Genomic DNA, 18,349 nt, shown 5'->3' with positions numbered 1-18,349 from the left:
CTGTTTTAGAAATTTCATTACAGGAAATTAAAAGTAAGGCTGTAATTACTAGGAGTAGTTTTTTCATGGTTTTTATTATTCAGTTAATATTAGATATCTATTTTTTCCGAATGTGATAAAATACATCGGGTATAAAAGAAGAATCACTGGGATAAGAACCAGGTAAATCAATTTAATTTCAAGTTGGTAAGTCAATGAAAAGTAAATTACTAAAAATCCTAACATAGCAGGTAGAATCCAAGTACCATATTTATAACCACTCAGTTTTAGTGTTGTTGTTTTATTCTCCTTCATATCCCATTTTTTGTTTTGAGCTAAAACACCTATCTATTTTTCCATAGATTTAATGTTTTCCATGTTCTATTTAATAATATTTATTTTGACTATTAACTATAGTTCCGACCTTTTTTCCATCCATATAAACACCTATTTATATGAGCTTAATTATTCCATTATGAATTTCTTTGTATAACTAATTTTGTATTTGTGTTAGCTTCAACGGTTTTTTGCATGGATAGTAGCTTTCAAATACAAGCTTCATTTAAAAGTTACTTATCCAGCGGGCGGTGGAGGTGGGGTTAAATTTGTTTTCTCATCTTTTATCATTAATTTATCTTGATCAATGTAGGTGATGATTTGAGAAGCTTAATTAAAAACCTTTTTAATTATCCCTTTTTCATTCACTACTAAATGAGTTGGATATGCAGTAAGCTTAAGTTCATTTTGAATTAAATCCTTTTGATTTGGTAAAACATCATATTTAAATTCATTTTTCTTCAGAAAATTTAGTAGTGGTTCTTTTTCATCTGTTGCAAGACTTAAAAACTGAACATCCTTATTTTTATACATGTCGACCAATTTATTTAATTCTGGCATTTCAGCTATACATGGTTTGCAATTTATAAACCATGTTTTAATGACTGTCGTTTTCCCTTCAAATTTTTCATTATTATATTTTATTCCATTGACGTCAGTCACCGTAAAATCAGGAAATTTAGTTCCCTCTAGTTTAAATAGCTCAAAAGCTCTGTAAGAATCATTTTTTATAACCTTTGAAATTCCATTATCTAGATCTTTCGGTAACCTATAAAGCTTATAGGTGGTTATGTCATTTTCAGACTCGACTTCAATAGCGATGTAGTCTCCAGTTATTAACTTTTTTAAAAAATCTTCTTTTGATATTTTTTGAGAGTCTTTATCCAGCGCTTTAAAGTCAGAGGTTAATGCTATTTCATTGTAATGATAAGAACACCATTTGTCATAGTCGGATATTAGATACTCGTAACTCATTATTGGTTTAATAATCTGCTCTTTTTCATTTACGGTTTTTTCTTCTGGACTCTTTTTGCAAGAAATGAGTGAGATGACAAAGACTGATAGAATAATGATTAGGTTTTTCATAATGATGGTATTAATTTTTAGTAAACCTATTTATGGCGATATTTTTATAAAATAATTATTATTTTGTAAAATTCGATTTTTTGGGGAAGCTTACACTAGCGGTTCTTTAGACCGGCCTGGAGCGTTCAAAAACTAGCTTTATCTTCAGATTATCCTTTATTAGCTTTAACTATGAAATGTAAATAGGCTTTCACTTAAGACCTAAAACTATGTTCATTAGAAACTTAAATTATAAAGACTTTTAAAAAGATTTTAATATAGCCTATGTTTTCATTCTGTTATTATTCTTAACCGGTAATTTAACTCTATTCTTGACCATTGATATTCCAGCTCCAAACAATAACAGTCCCATATAAATAAATTTATTCTCCATATCGCTTAAAAATAGCATTCCAGAGAAAAAAGTCATTATTAAAATAAAAATCATTTCTAACCAATCTAGCCTAAATTCTATTTTATATTTAATATTTACTCGCAATTTTCGGGTTTCACGATGAATGCCAATGGTTCTCTAGTGTGGCCAGTAGCTTGCAAATACTAGCTTTATATTCAGTTTATATTTTATATTCCTAAATATACCAAAACTTTTGGTTTAGTAAAGCTATGCTTTGGATGTATGTATATCATTTTTTATTTCGTTTCTAAATTCAAATTTTCTAGAACCGCATCTAATTTTGTAAGAGAATTTTCTTCAATCAATTCCGTGTTGATTTTTAATTCAGTTTTGTGTGTTTTAAGGGTATATTCTCCGGCAAACTTTTTTACTCCTTCTATTTCATTTAGATTGACTGTTTTTGGTATCAAGTGATTTTTTGAGATAGTTCCATTCTCTATAGTTAGGTATTGCTTACTATTTTCAAATAGGTAAGTTCCGAAAAACAAAATCCCTATGATTATATAACCATAACTAAAAATATTGTGTGAATCCAATACAACTGCGGCTGTTCCAAGGATCAGCCATATCATTCCGAATATTAAATAATAGTTCAGTCGCTTTCTCTTGAATCTAATTTTCATTTCTTATTTAGTGTATGACAACGTTCTTGGTTATGACTTCGTTGAGGAAAAATCCTTAGGATTATTTCCGCCGTACTCGAAAGATAGTAAAATAGCGTTGAATTTTGCTAAGGAATTCAACCGCAATGAATCATAGTCTGTGTTGTAAAACGTTTTTTTATTATTTAAAAGACGGTGGTGGTGGAAGTATTTCTTTTCTGCCATTTAGTTGAATATATATCGGCAAAGGCTCTGATAATTCTTTCTGAATATCTTCAAAAGTTGTTAAGATTTTGACCATTAAGTTCTCTAATTCCTCAATATTGGAAGTAACTGATACTATTAGCTTTTCCGGAGACTCAGAAAACTTATCATCCTTTCCATTATTTAGCATATCCTTTTTCAAAACCTCTTTTAAATCCTCAATAGGGTAGGTTTTGTTCTTTCTAACGCTATCGTTGCTTATAAAAATTATGTTTTTTAATTTAATTATCGGAGGATGGTCTTGACCAAAAAAAGTAGAAGCTAAAACGTGGTAATCTACTTCGGCCGTTTCAATTTTTAAAGCTGCATCTTTTGAATGGTACTTTAAATTTCAATTCTATCAACTAATTTCTCAAAACTCGAGAAAGAGTCCAAAGTAATATATTGATAATCACTATTTAAAAATTTACTTTGCTTAGGTAAATAGGATGCCTTTCGCTCAAATTCCTTTTGATTAGATTCCTTTCGCTCATTTTGACACGAAGGCAAAAGAAAAATAAAAAGCAGAAGGATGAATATGTTTTTCATTTTAGGTTAATTAAATCTACTACGGTCCCCGCATATGGCTTGTGGCGATTATATGCAAACAAGTTTTTCAGTTGAAGACTAATTTCTATAAAAATACAATAAATTTTGATCTGACCTAAACCCTAGCCATAAGCTATATGTGATGTGTGTGCCTTGAATGGTAAATATAGTTCTTTTACAAGAATGTCCCAACGGGTGAAAGTCCCCAATGCGCGGAGGTAACGTTCTGAAGCATTAGTAAGTCGCAAGCTTGTTAAGGGTGACCTTAGAAGTGAAGTAAGCGAGACTACAAAAGTCTGAACCGACGAACAGGAACAGGATACGAGGCATAGTTGCTCGGGTAAGTAAGCACATCTTTACAAAGCCCAAAGCTTTAAAGAGCATCTATGTAGATTCTGCGGGCTTAGACTGAAGGGTATTTATCTTACCAAGGGAGATCTCTGTAATCACGAGTTTGATATAGCAGAGAAGTCAGCCGAAGTCATAGTAGTTAATGAGCTGAACATTAATGAAGGACTGAACAATAATGGTCTTTAATAAATAATGGAGCATTGGTATGCTTTAAGGGCAGCTGCCTAATACCAAAGTAGCCATTGATTAAGCGAGACAACAAAACGAATGAAGAATTAATGATTAAACAATTAATATCAAAAGAGAATCTAAACGCAGCCTATTTACAGGTGTACCGCAACAAAGGAGCAGGTGGAGTAGATGGCAAAAGTGTGCAAACACTTAAATCTACACTACAAGCTAACGGGAAACGGTACATTGAGCAAATAGAATGTGGAGTTTATCAGCCATCTCCAATACTAGGTGTTGAAATACCTAAAAGCAACGGTAAAACGAGGTTACTCGGGATACCAACGGCTACAGATAGGGTTTTTCAGCAAGCACTGCATCAAGTATTGCAGCCTATATTTGAGGTAGACCTCCAAGAGCACAGCTACGGATTCCGCCCACAGCGCAATGCATCACAGGCGATTGCACAAAGCTTAAGGTATATCAATTCAGCTTACCGACATATTGTAGATATTGACTTGAAGTCTTTCTTTGATGAAGTAGAACATTATGTGTTGCTAGAGTTGATTTACAGAAAAGTAAAATGCAAGCAAACCCTAAAGTTATTGCGTTCATTTCTTAGAGTACCAATACTCATTAATGGCAAATTACAAAAGCGAAGGAAAGGAGTCCCGCAAGGCTCTCCTCTAAGCCCTCTGCTGTCAAATATTTTGCTCAATGAGCTGGATAAATTACTTGAAAGTAGAAACTTACGTTATGTAAGATATGCTGATGATTTTAGTGTATATGTTAAGAGTAAGAAAGCTGCAAAACGAGTAGGAAATAATCTCTATTTGTATTTAAAGCAAAAACTCCGATTACCAATAAATCGAGAAAAGAGCGGTATTCGTCGTCCTCTAACTTTTAGTTTACTAGGACATTCCTTTGTTGCATCTTATAAAAAGGGTTTAAAAGGGAAATATCAATTAGTCGTAGAAAAGTCAAAATGGAAAACCTTTAAAGCAAAGCTTAAAATGTTAACCAAGAAGACTATTCCTGTCGAATTTAATGAGCGAATCCACCGCATTAACCTATTGGTTCGAGGTTGGATAAATTACTACAAACAAGCATCCATTCAAGCCAAACTTAAAAAGTTGGAAGAATGGTTAAGAAACAGACTGCGATATTGTATTTGGCATCATTGGAAAAAGCCCGAGCGAAAGAGGAAAAACCTCATTCGTTTAGGAGTAAATCAAGGACAAGCTTATGCTTGGAGTAGAACAAGAATGGGAGGATGGGCAGTAGCCCAAAGCCCAATTCTTGGTACGACCATTACAATTGAACGGTTGAAAAAGAGGGGTTATATTGGTTTGGTAGAATACTACAAACGTTGATGTATCATTATTGAACCGCCGTATACGAGACCCGTACGTACGGTGGTGTGAGAGGCGCAGTGGCGACTTTGAGTCGTCACCCGTCTACTCGATTGGCTTTTAGTCCTTTTTTCCTAATTTTAATTTATTCAATTTTCTTTCCACGATTAATTAAATTCAGCGGTTATCAATTCCGTTAAGTTTTTCGACGGAGATGAAGTACTTCGTGATTTTTTTTGACATTATATTTAGTCTCTACATTTTTGTCAAATTTCGCTCAGCAATTCAGTCAGATTTCATGTTAGAATTTCAAGATTAATATTTTTACTTTTCTATAAAATCCAAAATCTTATTTTGATGCATTTATTTTCTGTTTTCTACCAATTAAGAAATATAAAATTGCACCAAAAAAATTGGTTAATAAAACCACTAATACCCAAACAATTTTATTACTCCCATTGAATTCATTTCTTAAAATATCGATAAGAGCAATAATTGTTGGTAAAATTCCAAGTAATAAAATTATAATTAGTTGCCAAGGTCCAATCATTCCATAATAAATCATTTTTTTCAGTTTTTATTGTTAGTTCAGTTTTTTAGCATTAAAGCCAACTAGTTATACGATTGACAAATCAATCATTATCCCATCTAAGATAAGCGATAAAAACAGATTTTATTAAGATTCGTTAGTTATTTGATAGCTAAACTAGCGTATTCTTATGATAAAAGATAGAAGATGACATAAAAGTTTTAGACAAGTTATCCCCAAAACTGTGAAGAAAACTCAGTAGAATTTTGGGTAACTCCTTTTGGTATGAATCTGTAAGCAAATCAAATTCTGCTGTGAATCCAATTTATAATTAAGTCGTAAAACTTAGTTTTAAGCGGTGAATTTAGATCGACATTAATATTTTAAATCTCAAATTTTGAAACCTAAAACACCCTAGCCCCGATAGAAATGAAAAGCCCGAGGTGCAGTTGCGCTGCAAAACTCAAGACCCAAAAGCGATTTTATGAGCTCTTTGGGTCTTGCTAGTTTTTGCCAGCATCTGCGGCTGGACTTGAAATGGATAGCGGGAGTAGCTCCTAAAACTTATTCTAAATTAAGCGGAAAATTCTTTGTAAACAATGTAGATGCCCATAAGGAGGACGAACCATCCAAAGCCTTTTTTAAGCTTTTTGCCGTCGATAAATTTGTTGAGCCAGATGCCTAGAAAAATTCCAATAACTGAGATTCCGGTGAAAATTCCCAGGAAGGACCAATCGATGTCTATGTTTTGGACGTCACCCAGAAATCCGATTAAGGACTTGACGGCGATGATAAGCAAAGAGGTGGCGACAGCTTTTTTCATAGGAAGTTTGGCGAGTAATACCAAAGCTGGAATGATAAGAAATCCGCCTCCTGCGCCTACGATTCCAGTAAGGAATCCAACGACAATACCTTCAACTATAATGAGTGGATAATTGTATTTGACTTCCACTTCTACATCTTTCAATTCTTCTTTTTTGTTTTTGATCATGGAATAAGAGGCCAAAAGCATAATCAATGCGAAAAATAACATAATGCCTATGTCTTTGGTCACTTCGAAGTCGGCAATGGTGAAAAGGGAGTCAGGAATGGCTGGCACAGCGTATTTTCGGGTTGCATAAACGGCAATAAACGCCGGAATGGCAAAAACGGTGGCTGTTTTGAGATCCACCAAACCTTTTTGCATGTTACGGACGGCCCCCACCAAACTTGCGGTACCCACGACGAAAAGCGAATAGGCGGTAGCAGTGACCGGGTCTTCCATAAGTAAATATACCAGCACGGGAACTGTAAGAATTGAGCCACCGCCACCTATGAGTCCTAATACTACTCCTATGATGAGTGCTCCAAAAAAACCTAATATTTCTATTATTTCCATGAGGTAAATTTCATTTTCTAAAATACAAATGTAGAACGCAACTTAAGCTGAGGCAGTAACTTTGGTTACATTGAAAGTAGGGCTTTCAATTGATTTTGAAAGATTATTAATTATCTTAGCCAAAAAATAGATAATGGCACTGGAACAAGAAGTAATGACTAAAATGAAAGAAGCGATGAAAGCAAAAGATTCTGTTGCTCTAGCTTCTTTACGATCTATTAAAAGTGAAATTTTGAAGGCTAAAACCGCATCGTCCAATAAGGAGGATATGAGTGAAGCGGATGAGTTGAAGTTGGTTCAGAAACTGGTCAAACAAAGAAAAGATAGTGCTGACTTGTATCTGGAGCAAGACCGTAAAGATTTGGCTGAAGCAGAATTGGAAGAGGCTAAAATCATAGAACAATTCCTGCCAGCACAGCTGAGTGAAGAGGAAGTGGGTAAGGAGGTAAAAGCTATTATTGCTGAAACTGGCGCTGACTCGATGAAAGACATGGGAAAAGTCATGGGCTTGGCCACGCAGAAGCTGGCTGGTAGAGCTGATGGCAAAACTATTTCTAAAATCGTTAAAGAGAATTTGTCTTAAGATAGATTAGTATTGTAATTTTGAAATCTAAACATGGATTTCCGCTTTTGCGGGAATTTGAGGCCGAGTGGCGCAACTGAATACCCGCCCGATCCGAACTGACGTTAGTCTCGTTCGGGCAGGGCGCATAAGATTTAGGAAATGTTTTACGTTTACGTTCTTTATAGTGTTAAATTTGACAAGCATTATGTTGGCATGACAGAACGCTTGGAAGAAAGATTAATAGAGCACAATCAAGGTAAAAACAAATCAACAAAAGCTTTTTTGCCTTGGATTAGAGTTCATCAAGAAGTTTTTCAAACTCGAAATTCAGCAAGATTAAGAGAAAAGTATCTTAAATCTGCAGCTGGAAGAAGGTGGAGAAAACAAAATATTAGGCCGCGTGGCGCAACTGAATAGCGCATCAGATTTCGGCTCTGAGGGTTGGGGGTTTGAATCCCTCCGCGGTCACGAATAAATCAAAACACCTCATTTAAAACCAAGCTTGCTTGAAGTTTTAAATGCGGCGTTTTGATTTTCAAAGCGGAACGCTTTGGGATGCACGGAGTGAATCCTTGTTTTTGTCATTAATCGAGAACACGTTTGTTCTTAATCTAAAACCAAGCTTGCTTGAAGTTTTAAATGCGGCGTTTTGATTTTCAAAGCGGAACGCTCTGGGATGTACGGAGTGAATCCTTGTTTTGAGGCTCGTGTCTGCTCCTAAAAAACCAAGTTCGCTTGAATGTTTATATGTTTTTGACATCAGTAATTTTTATAATCGTCAAATGTATTTGCATCTTGGAACGCAAAAGGATTTACTACTTAAAAAACTTTATATCCAAATACTAAAGTAATTGAATTTGAATACTCAATATTTGGTCCTATGTTTTTATTGGCATAGATTCTCAATTCTCCACTAAAGCGATCAAAAGCTCTTACACCTGCACCAAAATACTGACTTTGATTTGATTTTAAATTAGTAAACCCTCCTAGGTTAGTACCATCTGCTCTACTGAATTCAACAGATGAATCATCGAATACATTATCGAAAACGTAAGCAAAATTTAGAAATATTTGGGTTGCCTCATTGATATAATAATAATATCTAATGCCAAGTGGTAACTCTAATGAGCTGTATTTATAGTTGACATTCTTAAGATTGCCTGTCAATCTTTCATCAGGAATAGAAAGTGAGAATGAAATTGAGCGATAACTCGGATCAGAAAAAAAAGTAAATTGCTTGTCTAAAAGTGGTAAAATTACTTCAGCCTCAACCCCAAAACGAAATGATTCATTGCTTCCTAAATCTGTGTTTAAATTTTCTCTAAACGCGTTTACAACCTTGGTTGAGCCAACTTCAACTCCTCCTTTTAGAGAAAAACTAATGTAATTTAAGGTTTTACTTTTTGTTTTTTATCCAAGAAATTAATTTCTGCACCTATTCACTCATTGTATTCTATAAAATATTTCTTAAGACTAATTTCACTGTACCTCAATTTCTCAACATCACTTAGTGACTGGTCTTCACACTTCAAATTATTAAATAACCATTGTTTATAGGCCTCATTTTGGACTATTTGTTTGTTTCCCCCTCTTCTTAAATATTTCTTGTATACCAACTGCTTAATATCAGAATCTCCAATTTGATAGAAGTAGCGTTTTATATTTTTCCCCATTGTGTAATCATAAAATTTGACTTCACCGTCGACAATTAATCTTAAGAAGACTTTTTTCTTTTCAAACTCAGGTTCTCTGTTATAGTCTAAATTATCAGTGTCCCATTTACTTTAGTCGATATCTACATCAGCACTTATAAATTTAAAATACCCATTCAACCCAAATTCACTAGTATTAAATTTGTTTCGTGTTTTGGTAGGGCTGTCTTCATCGAGTTTGTAAACAAATTCATCAGGGCTGGAGCTCCAAGATTGATTCTCAATTAAACAATCTGTTTTAATTCCATCAGCAATGAAATAGCCTGGTCTAAAATCTGTTTGTGCAGTCGTGAAAAAAAGAAAATAATAGGAGGATTGAAATTTTGTAAGTCATTTTGTAAATTGTTAATATTTTTAGTTAGTAATATATTATATAACGGTTAAGAACATATGGAGATTTAATATTTTTATGAACACTTTTCATTCTGAGCAAAAGACTATTTACAACTCCTTAATTAGATAAACCTAAAATAATACTGAAACTACACATGTGATATTATTAGTTTTGAATGAAGTTCAAAATAATAGGGAAATAAACGAATTTGTCGACGATCTAAACCTAATCGAAAATTAAGGAAATTAATTTCATTTGTTTAACCACGTAAACTACGGCATTAAATTATTTTGCCTCTTGAAGAATAATGTTTGGCAATGGATTCAGAAAAGAGAGAATTATATTTTAGCCTGGGGAATGAGTTACCAAAAATATACAGTCACTTAAATTTTGCTAATCATTGTTATTGGCGTATTGCGTTGGACAACACTTTGCATGCGAAATGGAAAGATGTCATACCAGCTCCTGCGTATAAAAACATAAGTGAGGAGCAATACGATCATGTCATTCACCTATTAAAAAGCTACAAGGAAGATGAACAGTTACTTCTAGATCACAATAGAATTTCCTTAACCTATAGAGGCAAGAAATAACTTTTAAGACTTATGGAATTGTAATCAATTTCGCTTTTAAATGTAATAAATAGCTTAATGCGTTTAGTTCAAGTTATAGACACAGTTGTGATCAACAATAAAGCTAAAAGTATCAGAAGAGAATCGACTATCACTAAAATATGATTTCCTAAACCCTAAAGGACATTAATTTTAAAAAATTCAATAAAACTACTAAATCGGTTATTCATTAAAATTTATAAAAAAGTACTTTAATTTTTAAAGCCTAAAAAGTCCATACCGCAATTATTTTCAATATTACGTTAAAACAGAAAATAAATTTTCAAACTATGCTGGTAAAGCTTAAAATTCAAGATGGAAATCGATCTTTTAATGATTTTTATTATAGCCATGATGATTTACTAGATTACCTGAACAGGTTTAAAGGATATTTAAATATGGATAAGGGGTTATGGTGGACTTTTGAATATGAAGCCGAACATTTAAAAACAGGAAATCAATTGCTCTTACTCACCAATGACTTTAATGAAATCATTGGTCACGTAGATGAAAAGAAAATACCAGCAACGTTTTTAAAAGATGATTTTTATAACCTTTACCTGAAAAGTTTCTCATCAAAGGAGCATGCGGAAAAATCAGTAAAGAATATATAGTTATAATATATAAGTTAAATAATTTCAATAATCCGATTTCATAATCCATTGAAACTAAATGCTTTTTAAAAAAGAAATTTATCTAAATATTATTGATTTAGACGGCTATCACATTCCAGAAGAAATTAAAGAAAGAATGAAAAGCTGGTATGTGATTACTAAATCACCTTACAGTGAATCTTTTTATTCCAGTGATCAAATCGATTGGAGTTTTAAACCCGAAGGGAGTTATAGAGTATCAGACCATTGGAATTTTAACAGAAAAAATGGTAGAATCCATTGTGTGACCGATAAGGAAGTTATTGACAATGAAGAGGTGTGTATGGCTCAATATAGAAATGGAATTTATCGAGTACTTGCTCGTTATAAAAAACCAACTGAACCAAAGCATAAAAGAGAGAACGGAGAACTTTGAAATCACCTGGGGAGTTTTCAGATAAACAAATGGAAACAATAACTTATTTCTTAACGCTCTAAAGCCGATGAGATGACTTGTTTCATAAATCAGACCTTAAATAAAAAATCACTGATATGAGTAATGAAACAAAGAGTAAAGTAGTGAATGAAGTCCTAAAGGCTAACTCTGAATATGCAAATAATTTTGGAGATAAAGCAAATATTCCTATGCCTCCAGGAAGAAAGTTCTCCATTCTTACATGTATGGATGCACGTCTTGATCCAGCAAAATATGCTGGACTCGCAGAAGGTGATGCACACGTGATTCGCAATGCTGGTGGAAGAGCAACAGATGATGCAATTCGCTCATTGGTTATATCCTACAAGTTATTGGGGACTCGTGAGTGGTTTGTTATTCATCACACGGACTGTGGTATGTTAACGTTTACCAACGAAATTATGGGTGATTTACTCTCTCAAAGTCTAAAACCAGCTACAGTTGACGAGAACGGTTGGCATGATACGGGTGCTGAAGACGGAACCGATGAAGGACGATTTATAAATTGGTTAACCATAAGCGACAATGAAAAAAGTGTAGTTGAGGATGTCAAACGTATAAGGGAAAATTCAATGGTACCCAACGACATTGCTATTTATGGTTATATTTATGACTGTCACACTGGAAAGTTAAATGAGATTTCTCAGGCTACTGAAGTAGGGAGACCAAGCTAGTAAGTTCTAAAAGCAATTATTTTAAAAACTCCATTAAAGATGTAAAATCAACCTTTACATCTTTAATGGAGTTTTTTTATTGTAGAATTTTAGTTAAAATAATTATTCTCTAAAACACTTTGATTTTTTGAAGAAGCTTTGACAATCAAAATCCTCTCTGATTTATAGTTCTTTAGGTTTCAAATCAGATTATCACCTAATTAAAGGCTAGCTCAGAGTGATCGCTCCAAACCACCCCATCAAAACTAAAGTAACACTTGTCAACCTTTTGTTGGATACTCTAAAAATTTAGTGAGCCAAATTTTAAGAATCACAATTTCTTCAATTATATTTTAAGTATTCTTAAATATAATGCGAAGGACTATTTAGTTAATTTCTTTAGTTTCGCAATCCAATGTGAGTTGATTTAACGGTTTTATAAAACACAATTTTAAAGTCAAAAAAAGCCGTTTACAATTTAATTAAATATCAAAATTCTTTTAGATGACTATTGATGCTTACATTACACTAGCCATTATTGCGATAAGCATGGTTTGTTTCATCAAAAAAAGCATTCCAGTAGATTTGGTAGCCTTGGGTATTATGGTAAGCCTTGTCGTTACAGGAATTGTCGAGGCCGATGAAGCCATATCTGGCTTTGCAAACCAGGCCACCCTGGCAGTAGCGGCCATGTTTATTCTTAGCCAGGCATTGATCAAATCGAATTTGATTGACTTTTTAAGTCCAATAATGGAAAAATTGCTCAATAAAAGTTACCGGGTTTCTATAATAAGTATAGCGGCTATGGTGGGCGGTATATCGGCATTTATAAACAATACACCTGTTGTGGCCACATTTATTCCAGTGGTCAATAGAACCACAAGAAAATTAAAACGTTCTCCTTCGAAGTATCTAATTCCGCTTTCTTATCTGGCAATCATTGGAGGGAGTTGTACCTTAATAGGAACTTCCACAAATTTATTAGTGAGTGGAATGGCTTCAGATCGAGGATTTGATGATTTCAATATGTTCACCATGGCTCCCGTTGGCCTCTGCTTATTTATCGTTGGATTATTATACATCATTTTTGTAGGTAGATATCTGCTCCCCAATACTGGCATCGAAGATTTGATGGAAGAGCAGGAAGCAACCAAAAGATTTTTGGCTGAGGTAAGAATTAAACAAAAGCCAGAAGAAGAAGAAATGAACTTGAATAATTTATTTGATAATAAGGATATAGAAATAAAATCTCACAAAAGAGAAGACCAAACGGAAGAGAAGCCAGATGACTCAAAGCGGTTAAAAGAAGGGGATTCATTATTGATTGAAGGTACTCTAAAGGAAATCAATAAATTAATTAAAGATGATTATTTCAGTCTGACAGAAGATTTTGAAGATAAAGAATTCCCGGACGAAGAAACTCGCATGGTAGAAATTATTTTATTACCCAATTCTGAAATTTTAGGATCAAAACTCACTCAGGTTGATTTCTTGAATCGCTACAATGCCAATGTTATAGGGATACGCCAACGCGGTAAAAAGCAGCTTTCAGATTTGAAGGAAGTTAAGCTGCAAGCTGGTGATGTTTTAGTTTTGCTTACCAACAAGAAAGGCTATCAGTTATTGAAGGAAAGCCAGGAAAAGCAGAATTCACCATTTATTTCAGTTAGCGAGCAGGTGCTAAGTGACCTCAATCCCAGAAAGCTTTATATTACAGCTTCAGTTATACTTTCCGTTATACTTTTGGCAACTTTCAACGTGCTTCCTCTAGTCATTTCAGCATTTGGTGGAGTTATTATTTTAAATAGCGCCGGAGTTATTTCGATGCAGGAAGCTTATCGATCTATCGACTGGAAAGTAATTTTTTTATTAGCAGGTTCTTTAAGCTTAGGCTCGGCAATGACGAGTAGCGGTCTTTCTGAAAATATCAGCAACTTACTAGTCAACATCAGTAGCGATTTCAAAAGTCAGATCTTTATTATTGCCGTTTTTTATCTGTTTACAAATTTACTGACAGAAACCATGAGTAATAATGCATCCGCAGCCCTTATGGTTCCTATTGCCTTTTCTGTATCCTCTAGTTTAGGCATCAATATTTTGCCGTTTTTAGTGACTATTGCAGTAGCTGGGAGTGCAAGCTTTATGACCCCCATAGGTTATCAAACCAATACCATGGTATTTAGTGCCGGTAAGTATCAATTTCTAGATTTTACAAAAGTGGGAGCGCCACTCAATTTATTATTTCTGATCACAGCCAGTATCCTAATTCCTTATTTTTATCCGTTTTAGGCCTTAAATACTCTACTCGTATTGAAATAAGAATCTATTTTATCAGGCAATTTCAAAGATAAATACTTCCTTAAAATTCAGCCTTATGGCTATGAATACATATCTTTTAATTGAATAAATTTTGAGGTAGTAATGCACTTCTTAACCATTCCAAAAATTTCAATTTGCTAGATTACTGAATTGGGTTTCTCCTTATAGTATTCTTAAAATCACCTTTACTCATCCTTCTATTTACTAACTTAAACAATCAATAAAAAAACTAAAAAAGCTTTAGTTTTTTTAAATACAATTGATCAGTTTTTGAAGGTAAAAATTATGAGCAGTAAAGAATATAAAGAAAAAAGAGACTTTAATAAAACTAATGAGCCGGTGGGTAACAAAGAAAAAAGTAGCGGAGATCACCCCATTTTCGTTATTCAAAAGCATGAAGCGACTCAACTTCATTATGATTTTAGAATCGAAATTGAGGGGTCTTTAAAATCCTGGTCCGTTCCTAAAGGACCAAGCACCGATCCCAGTGAAAAACAAATGGCTATTCCTACCGGTGATCACCCTCTGGAATATGCCGATTTTGAAGGTGTAATTCCAGAAGATGAATATGGAGGTGGAACTGTGATGATATGGGACAAAGGAACTTTTGAAAATATCAAAAAAGATGAGGATGGTAACCCCATGAGTCTTAAAAAATCTTATGAAATAGGAACTGTGGAAGTCAGATTAAAAGGTAAAAAAATCGAAGGCGGCTATGCTATGGTTGAGATGAAAAGTGGTAAAATGGAAGGCAACTGGCTACTCATCAAAATGGATGATGATGAAGCCGATGCCCGCAGAAACCCAACCAATACTGAGAATAAAAGTGTAGAGTCTGGAAGGACTTTAAATGAAATTGAAAAAGAAGAAAGCGAATCATGAAGTCTTTGAAAGCTATTGTTAAGCCCGAGACGATTCAAAAAGCAGAAAACAAAGTATTTCCTGGTTTTGTAAAACCAATGCTAGCCACGCTTACCGACGATTATTTTGACGATCCTAACTGGATTTACGAAAGAAAACTGGGTGGTCAACGCTGTGTGATTTCAATTGAAAATGGTGAAGTTTCCCTGTATTCCAGAAATGAAAAAAAATTAAATGTGACCTACCCGGAGTTTGAAGAAGCTCTCCAAAAGGAAAATTATCCGGATTTAATTTTAGATGCAGAAATAGTGACATTTGATGACAAGGTGACCAGCTTCAGCAAATTGCAAAACCGAATGCAAATAAAAGATCCTGAGCAAGTCAAAAATTCTGAAGTAAAGGTCTTTTTATATGTATTTGACATTATGTATTATGATACTTACGCTTTGAATGACGTCTCTTTGAAAGAGAGAAAAAAGATTTTAAAGGAAATTATCAACTGGAAAGATCCCATCCGATATGTGCCACACAGAAATGAAAAAGGTAATGACTATCATAGCGAGGCTTGCAAAAAAGGCTGGGAAGGAATTATAGCAAAAGACGGAAAGTCTACTTACAGTCATAGCAGAAGTAAAAAATGGTTGAAATTCAAATGCGGTAAAGGCCAGGAACTCGTCATTGGAGGATTTACAGATCCACAAGGTGAACGGGTTGGTTTTGGGGCTATGCTTGTTGGTTATTACAAAGATGATTCTCTTCGATATGCCGGAAAAGTAGGAACCGGATATGACGATGATTTTCTTGAGAAATGGCGAAATAAATTTGATAAGATCGAGATAGAATCCAGTCCTTTTGAAGATTTTGAGGATGACCATAAGGGCACTTACCACTGGGTAAAGCCAAAGTATGTAGGAGAATTTGGTTTTAGAGAATGGACTGATGATGATAAATTACGACATCCCCGATTTTTAGGCATGCGTGATGATAAGGACCCAAAAGATGTTGTAAAAGAAGAACCCAAATGAAAATAGAAGAAATCGAAATATCCAATCCGGATAAGTTCATTTTTCCAGATAATAAAATCACCAAGTTGGATATGGTGAAGTATTATGAAAAGATCGCTGATAAGATGCTGCCTTTCCTGAAGGATCGTCCGCTCACCTTACAACGGTTTCCAGATGGAATAGATGAGGGAGGTTTTTTTCAAAAAAATGCTTCAGATTATTTTCCGGATTTCATAGAAACGATTTCAATCGAAACTGAAGACGGAAGCAATCAGCAGGTGATTTGTAATAACAAGAAAACACTTATTTATTTGGCAAATCAGGGAACAGTCACTTTCCACGTTTGGTTAGCAAAAAAAGATGATTTATATAAGCCCGATAAAGTCGTTTTCGATTTGGACCCACCGGAAGATTCATTTAAAAAGTCAAAGAGGCTGCTGAAGTAATTGGAGACTTTTTACGAAACGAAAACAAAGAGCCTAAACTCTTGACTACTGGCAAAAGTGGTTTTCATGTTTGGTATTCAGTAAAACGAACTAAAAATTTTGATGACCGCAGAGAGGAAGTTAAAGATCTGGCAGAAAAAATGAGAAATAAACACCCCAACCTTCTTACGACTGCAACCAGAAAAGAAAAGCGAGATGACAAGGTTTTTGTGGACTACCTCAGGAATGCTTACGGACAAACTTCAGTAGTTCTTTACTCATTAAGGCCAATAGCTTCAGCTGGGGTAGCTACTCCTATTGAATGGGAAGAATTATCTAAAATAAATCAAGCAGACCATTACTCCTTCTCCAATATTTTCAGACGACTTGGTCAGAAAGAAAATTAAAATCTTACATAAACGAATAATTAATATAGCAAAACCTAAGTAGCCTTTATTAAGATTTTAATTGTACTTTAAATTTTAGAATCATAATTTCTTCAATTATATTTAAAGTATTCTTAAATATAATGCGAAAGACTATGTGTTTCATAGTTTGAAGTTGTCAATTATCACAAGAATAATTTTAATAATTACTATAAACCTTACTAATATGGCAATGATAACAAAACAAGAAGTTCTAAAATTAGCAAACGAACAAAGTTCAAATTATGTTTCTATCTATATACCAACTCATCGTGCTGGTGCAGAAACTTTGGAGGGTCAGGATAAAATCAAGCTAAAAACTCAGCTTAAAAATGCAAAAGCCAAGTTAGAAAAACGTGGTTTGAGCGATAAAGAAATCGAAGAGCTTGTCAAGCCTGTGACTGACCTTGTAAATGACAGTGAATTTTGGAGACATCAGTCAGATGGATTGGCTATTTTTCTTTCAGAAAATACTTTCAAATCATACACAGTTCCTGTTCATTTTGAGGAGTTTAACTATGTATCCGATGAGTTTTATCTCAAGTCATTGATGCCACTTTTTAATGGAGACGGGTTGTTTTACCTCTTATCGCTTAAAAATGACATGGTTAAATTTTATGAAGGAACTCGTCACACCATGACTGAAGTTATTACACCAGAAGACGTCCCATCAAGATTGGAAGATGTTGTTGGGTATGATTTTGAACAGAAAAATCTTCAGTTCCGATCTGGGCAACAAGGTGACAGTAAATCTGGAATGTATCATGGAGCCGGAGAGGGGAAAGCTGAAGAATTAAATGAAATGAAACGTTACTTCAGAGCGGTGAATGATGGTATCATGACCATGCTTCATGACGACCAAAAGCCACCATTGATAATGGCTTGTCAGGATTTTCAATTTCCTGTATATAAGGAAGTAAATACCTATCAAAATCTTCATGATGAGCATGTGTCCGGAAATCCAGAGGACAAAGACATCGATCAACTTCACGAAGAAGCCTGGAGTTTATTAAAGCCTCATTTTGAAAAAACACGTAAAGATAAATTGGATTTATATTCAGAATATATTGGAACTGGCAAGGCTTCCGCAGATACAAATGCAATTATAAGGTCGGCTATTGAGGGAAGAATTGACAGCCTATTTGTACAAAACGGTGCTGAAGTCTTTGGTCATTTTGACAACACCAGTCAGGAAGCAAATATTCAAGAAGGTCTGACAGATAATAATATCTCCTTGCTTAACCTTATCGCGATAAAAGTTTTTGAAAAAGGCGGCACCATCTTTATTATGGAAAAAGAAGATATGCCAGATGAGCATCATAAAACAGTAAATGCGGTGTATAGATACTAATTCATTTTAAGTTTAAATTTTAAATGGCAGGTAGTCATTATGTGATTGAAGAAC

19 protein-coding genes, 1 tRNA gene and 1 pseudogene are annotated in these 18,349 nt (G+C 34.2%); 13 read left to right on the top strand and 8 right to left on the bottom strand.

Features of this window, described 5'->3' with window-relative positions:
• Positions 1-75: 75 nt before the first annotated feature.
• From LB452_RS08690 to LB452_RS08675, 4 genes are all read right to left on the bottom strand, one after another.
• Positions 76-294, bottom strand: coding sequence for a hypothetical protein (locus LB452_RS08690; protein ID WP_224461346.1), 219 nt, complete (start codon positions 292-294; stop codon positions 76-78).
• 351 nt (positions 295-645) lie between these two features.
• On the bottom strand, positions 646-1,401 hold the full coding sequence (locus tag LB452_RS08685) for a TlpA family protein disulfide reductase (protein ID WP_224461345.1): 756 nt from the start codon (positions 1,399-1,401) through the stop codon (positions 646-648).
• 630 nt (positions 1,402-2,031) lie between these two features.
• On the bottom strand, positions 2,032-2,367 hold the full coding sequence (locus LB452_RS08680) for a hypothetical protein (RefSeq protein WP_224461344.1): 336 nt from the start codon (positions 2,365-2,367) through the stop codon (positions 2,032-2,034).
• A 211-nt stretch (positions 2,368-2,578) separates the two neighbouring features.
• Complete coding sequence (locus LB452_RS08675; protein WP_224461343.1) at positions 2,579-2,791, bottom strand: hypothetical protein; 213 nt, start codon at positions 2,789-2,791, stop codon at positions 2,579-2,581.
• Between the two features lie 1,027 nt (positions 2,792-3,818).
• On the opposite strand from LB452_RS08675, the gene ltrA reads away from it, so the two are divergent.
• On the top strand, positions 3,819-5,081 hold the full coding sequence (gene ltrA, locus LB452_RS08670; protein WP_224461342.1) for a group II intron reverse transcriptase/maturase: 1,263 nt from the start codon (positions 3,819-3,821) through the stop codon (positions 5,079-5,081).
• 328 nt (positions 5,082-5,409) lie between these two features.
• Here the strand turns inward: ltrA and LB452_RS08665 are convergent, their stop codons facing one another.
• Both LB452_RS08665 and LB452_RS08660 read right to left on the bottom strand, forming a co-directional pair.
• Positions 5,410-5,625, bottom strand: coding sequence for a PLD nuclease N-terminal domain-containing protein (locus tag LB452_RS08665; RefSeq protein WP_224461341.1), 216 nt, complete (start codon positions 5,623-5,625; stop codon positions 5,410-5,412).
• Positions 5,626-6,163: 538 nt separating this feature from the next.
• The gene (locus LB452_RS08660) at positions 6,164-6,967 is read right to left on the bottom strand and encodes a sulfite exporter TauE/SafE family protein (protein WP_224461340.1); all 804 of its coding nucleotides are present in this window, start codon (positions 6,965-6,967) and stop codon (positions 6,164-6,166) included.
• A 133-nt stretch (positions 6,968-7,100) separates the two neighbouring features.
• Here LB452_RS08660 and LB452_RS08655 point away from each other — a divergent pair, with 133 nt between their 5' ends.
• From LB452_RS08655 to LB452_RS08645, 3 genes are all read left to right on the top strand, one after another.
• A complete protein-coding gene (locus LB452_RS08655; RefSeq protein ID WP_224461339.1) occupies positions 7,101-7,550 on the top strand; it encodes a GatB/YqeY domain-containing protein in 450 nt (149 codons plus the stop codon).
• 141 nt (positions 7,551-7,691) lie between these two features.
• Positions 7,692-7,949, top strand: a complete 258-nt coding sequence (locus LB452_RS08650) for a GIY-YIG nuclease family protein (protein WP_224461338.1) — start codon at positions 7,692-7,694, stop codon at positions 7,947-7,949.
• Positions 7,927-8,000: transfer RNA gene (locus tag LB452_RS08645), tRNA-Arg, on the top strand. Before LB452_RS08650 ends, LB452_RS08645 begins: the two co-directional genes overlap by 23 nt.
• A gap of 351 nt (positions 8,001-8,351) precedes the next feature.
• On the opposite strand, the gene LB452_RS13690 is transcribed toward LB452_RS08645, so the two are convergent.
• Entirely contained in the window at positions 8,352-8,699 is a 348-nt protein-coding gene (locus LB452_RS13690) for a hypothetical protein (protein WP_224461337.1), read from the bottom strand.
• Between the two features lie 272 nt (positions 8,700-8,971).
• Positions 8,972-9,205 (bottom strand): hypothetical protein, encoded by a 234-nt coding sequence (locus tag LB452_RS08635; protein ID WP_224461336.1) that lies wholly within the window; start codon positions 9,203-9,205, stop codon positions 8,972-8,974.
• A 690-nt stretch (positions 9,206-9,895) separates the two neighbouring features.
• Here LB452_RS08635 and LB452_RS08630 point away from each other — a divergent pair.
• The 9 genes and pseudogenes from LB452_RS08630 to LB452_RS08585 all read left to right on the top strand — a co-directional run bounded on the left by LB452_RS08630 (position 9,896) and on the right by LB452_RS08585 (position 18,295).
• Complete coding sequence (locus LB452_RS08630) at positions 9,896-10,171, top strand: acetyltransferase (protein WP_224461335.1); 276 nt, start codon at positions 9,896-9,898, stop codon at positions 10,169-10,171.
• 308 nt (positions 10,172-10,479) lie between these two features.
• Positions 10,480-10,803: a hypothetical protein gene (locus tag LB452_RS08625; RefSeq protein WP_224461334.1), complete on the top strand. Its 324-nt coding sequence runs from the start codon at positions 10,480-10,482 to the stop codon at positions 10,801-10,803.
• A gap of 58 nt (positions 10,804-10,861) precedes the next feature.
• A complete protein-coding gene (locus LB452_RS08620; RefSeq protein WP_224461333.1) occupies positions 10,862-11,218 on the top strand; it encodes a hypothetical protein in 357 nt (118 codons plus the stop codon).
• A gap of 116 nt (positions 11,219-11,334) precedes the next feature.
• Positions 11,335-11,931, top strand: coding sequence for a beta-class carbonic anhydrase (locus LB452_RS08615; RefSeq protein ID WP_224461332.1), 597 nt, complete (start codon positions 11,335-11,337; stop codon positions 11,929-11,931).
• A gap of 483 nt (positions 11,932-12,414) precedes the next feature.
• Positions 12,415-14,199, top strand: a complete 1,785-nt coding sequence (locus LB452_RS08610) for an SLC13 family permease (protein ID WP_224461331.1) — start codon at positions 12,415-12,417, stop codon at positions 14,197-14,199.
• 315 nt (positions 14,200-14,514) lie between these two features.
• Complete coding sequence (locus LB452_RS08605; RefSeq protein ID WP_224461330.1) at positions 14,515-15,111, top strand: DNA polymerase ligase N-terminal domain-containing protein; 597 nt, start codon at positions 14,515-14,517, stop codon at positions 15,109-15,111.
• Positions 15,108-16,115, top strand: a complete 1,008-nt coding sequence (gene ligD, locus LB452_RS08600; RefSeq protein WP_224461329.1) for a non-homologous end-joining DNA ligase — start codon at positions 15,108-15,110, stop codon at positions 16,113-16,115. The genes LB452_RS08605 and ligD (LB452_RS08600) overlap by 4 nt, the downstream gene beginning before the upstream one ends.
• Positions 16,112-16,926, top strand: a pseudogene (gene ligD / locus LB452_RS13570) (non-homologous end-joining DNA ligase). The gene ligD (LB452_RS08600) and the pseudogene ligD (LB452_RS13570) overlap by 4 nt, the downstream one beginning before the upstream one ends.
• Positions 16,927-17,131: 205 nt before the next feature.
• On the top strand, positions 17,132-18,295 hold the full coding sequence (locus LB452_RS08585; protein ID WP_224461326.1) for a baeRF7 domain-containing protein: 1,164 nt from the start codon (positions 17,132-17,134) through the stop codon (positions 18,293-18,295).
• Positions 18,296-18,349: the final 54 nt, after the last annotated feature.

The sequence above is a fragment of the Psychroflexus longus genome (assembly GCF_020164595.1).
Lineage (GTDB): Bacteria > Bacteroidota > Bacteroidia > Flavobacteriales > Flavobacteriaceae > Psychroflexus > Psychroflexus longus.
Note: the sequence above shows the minus strand (reverse complement) of the source record. Positions and strands in the feature narration are given on the sequence as shown.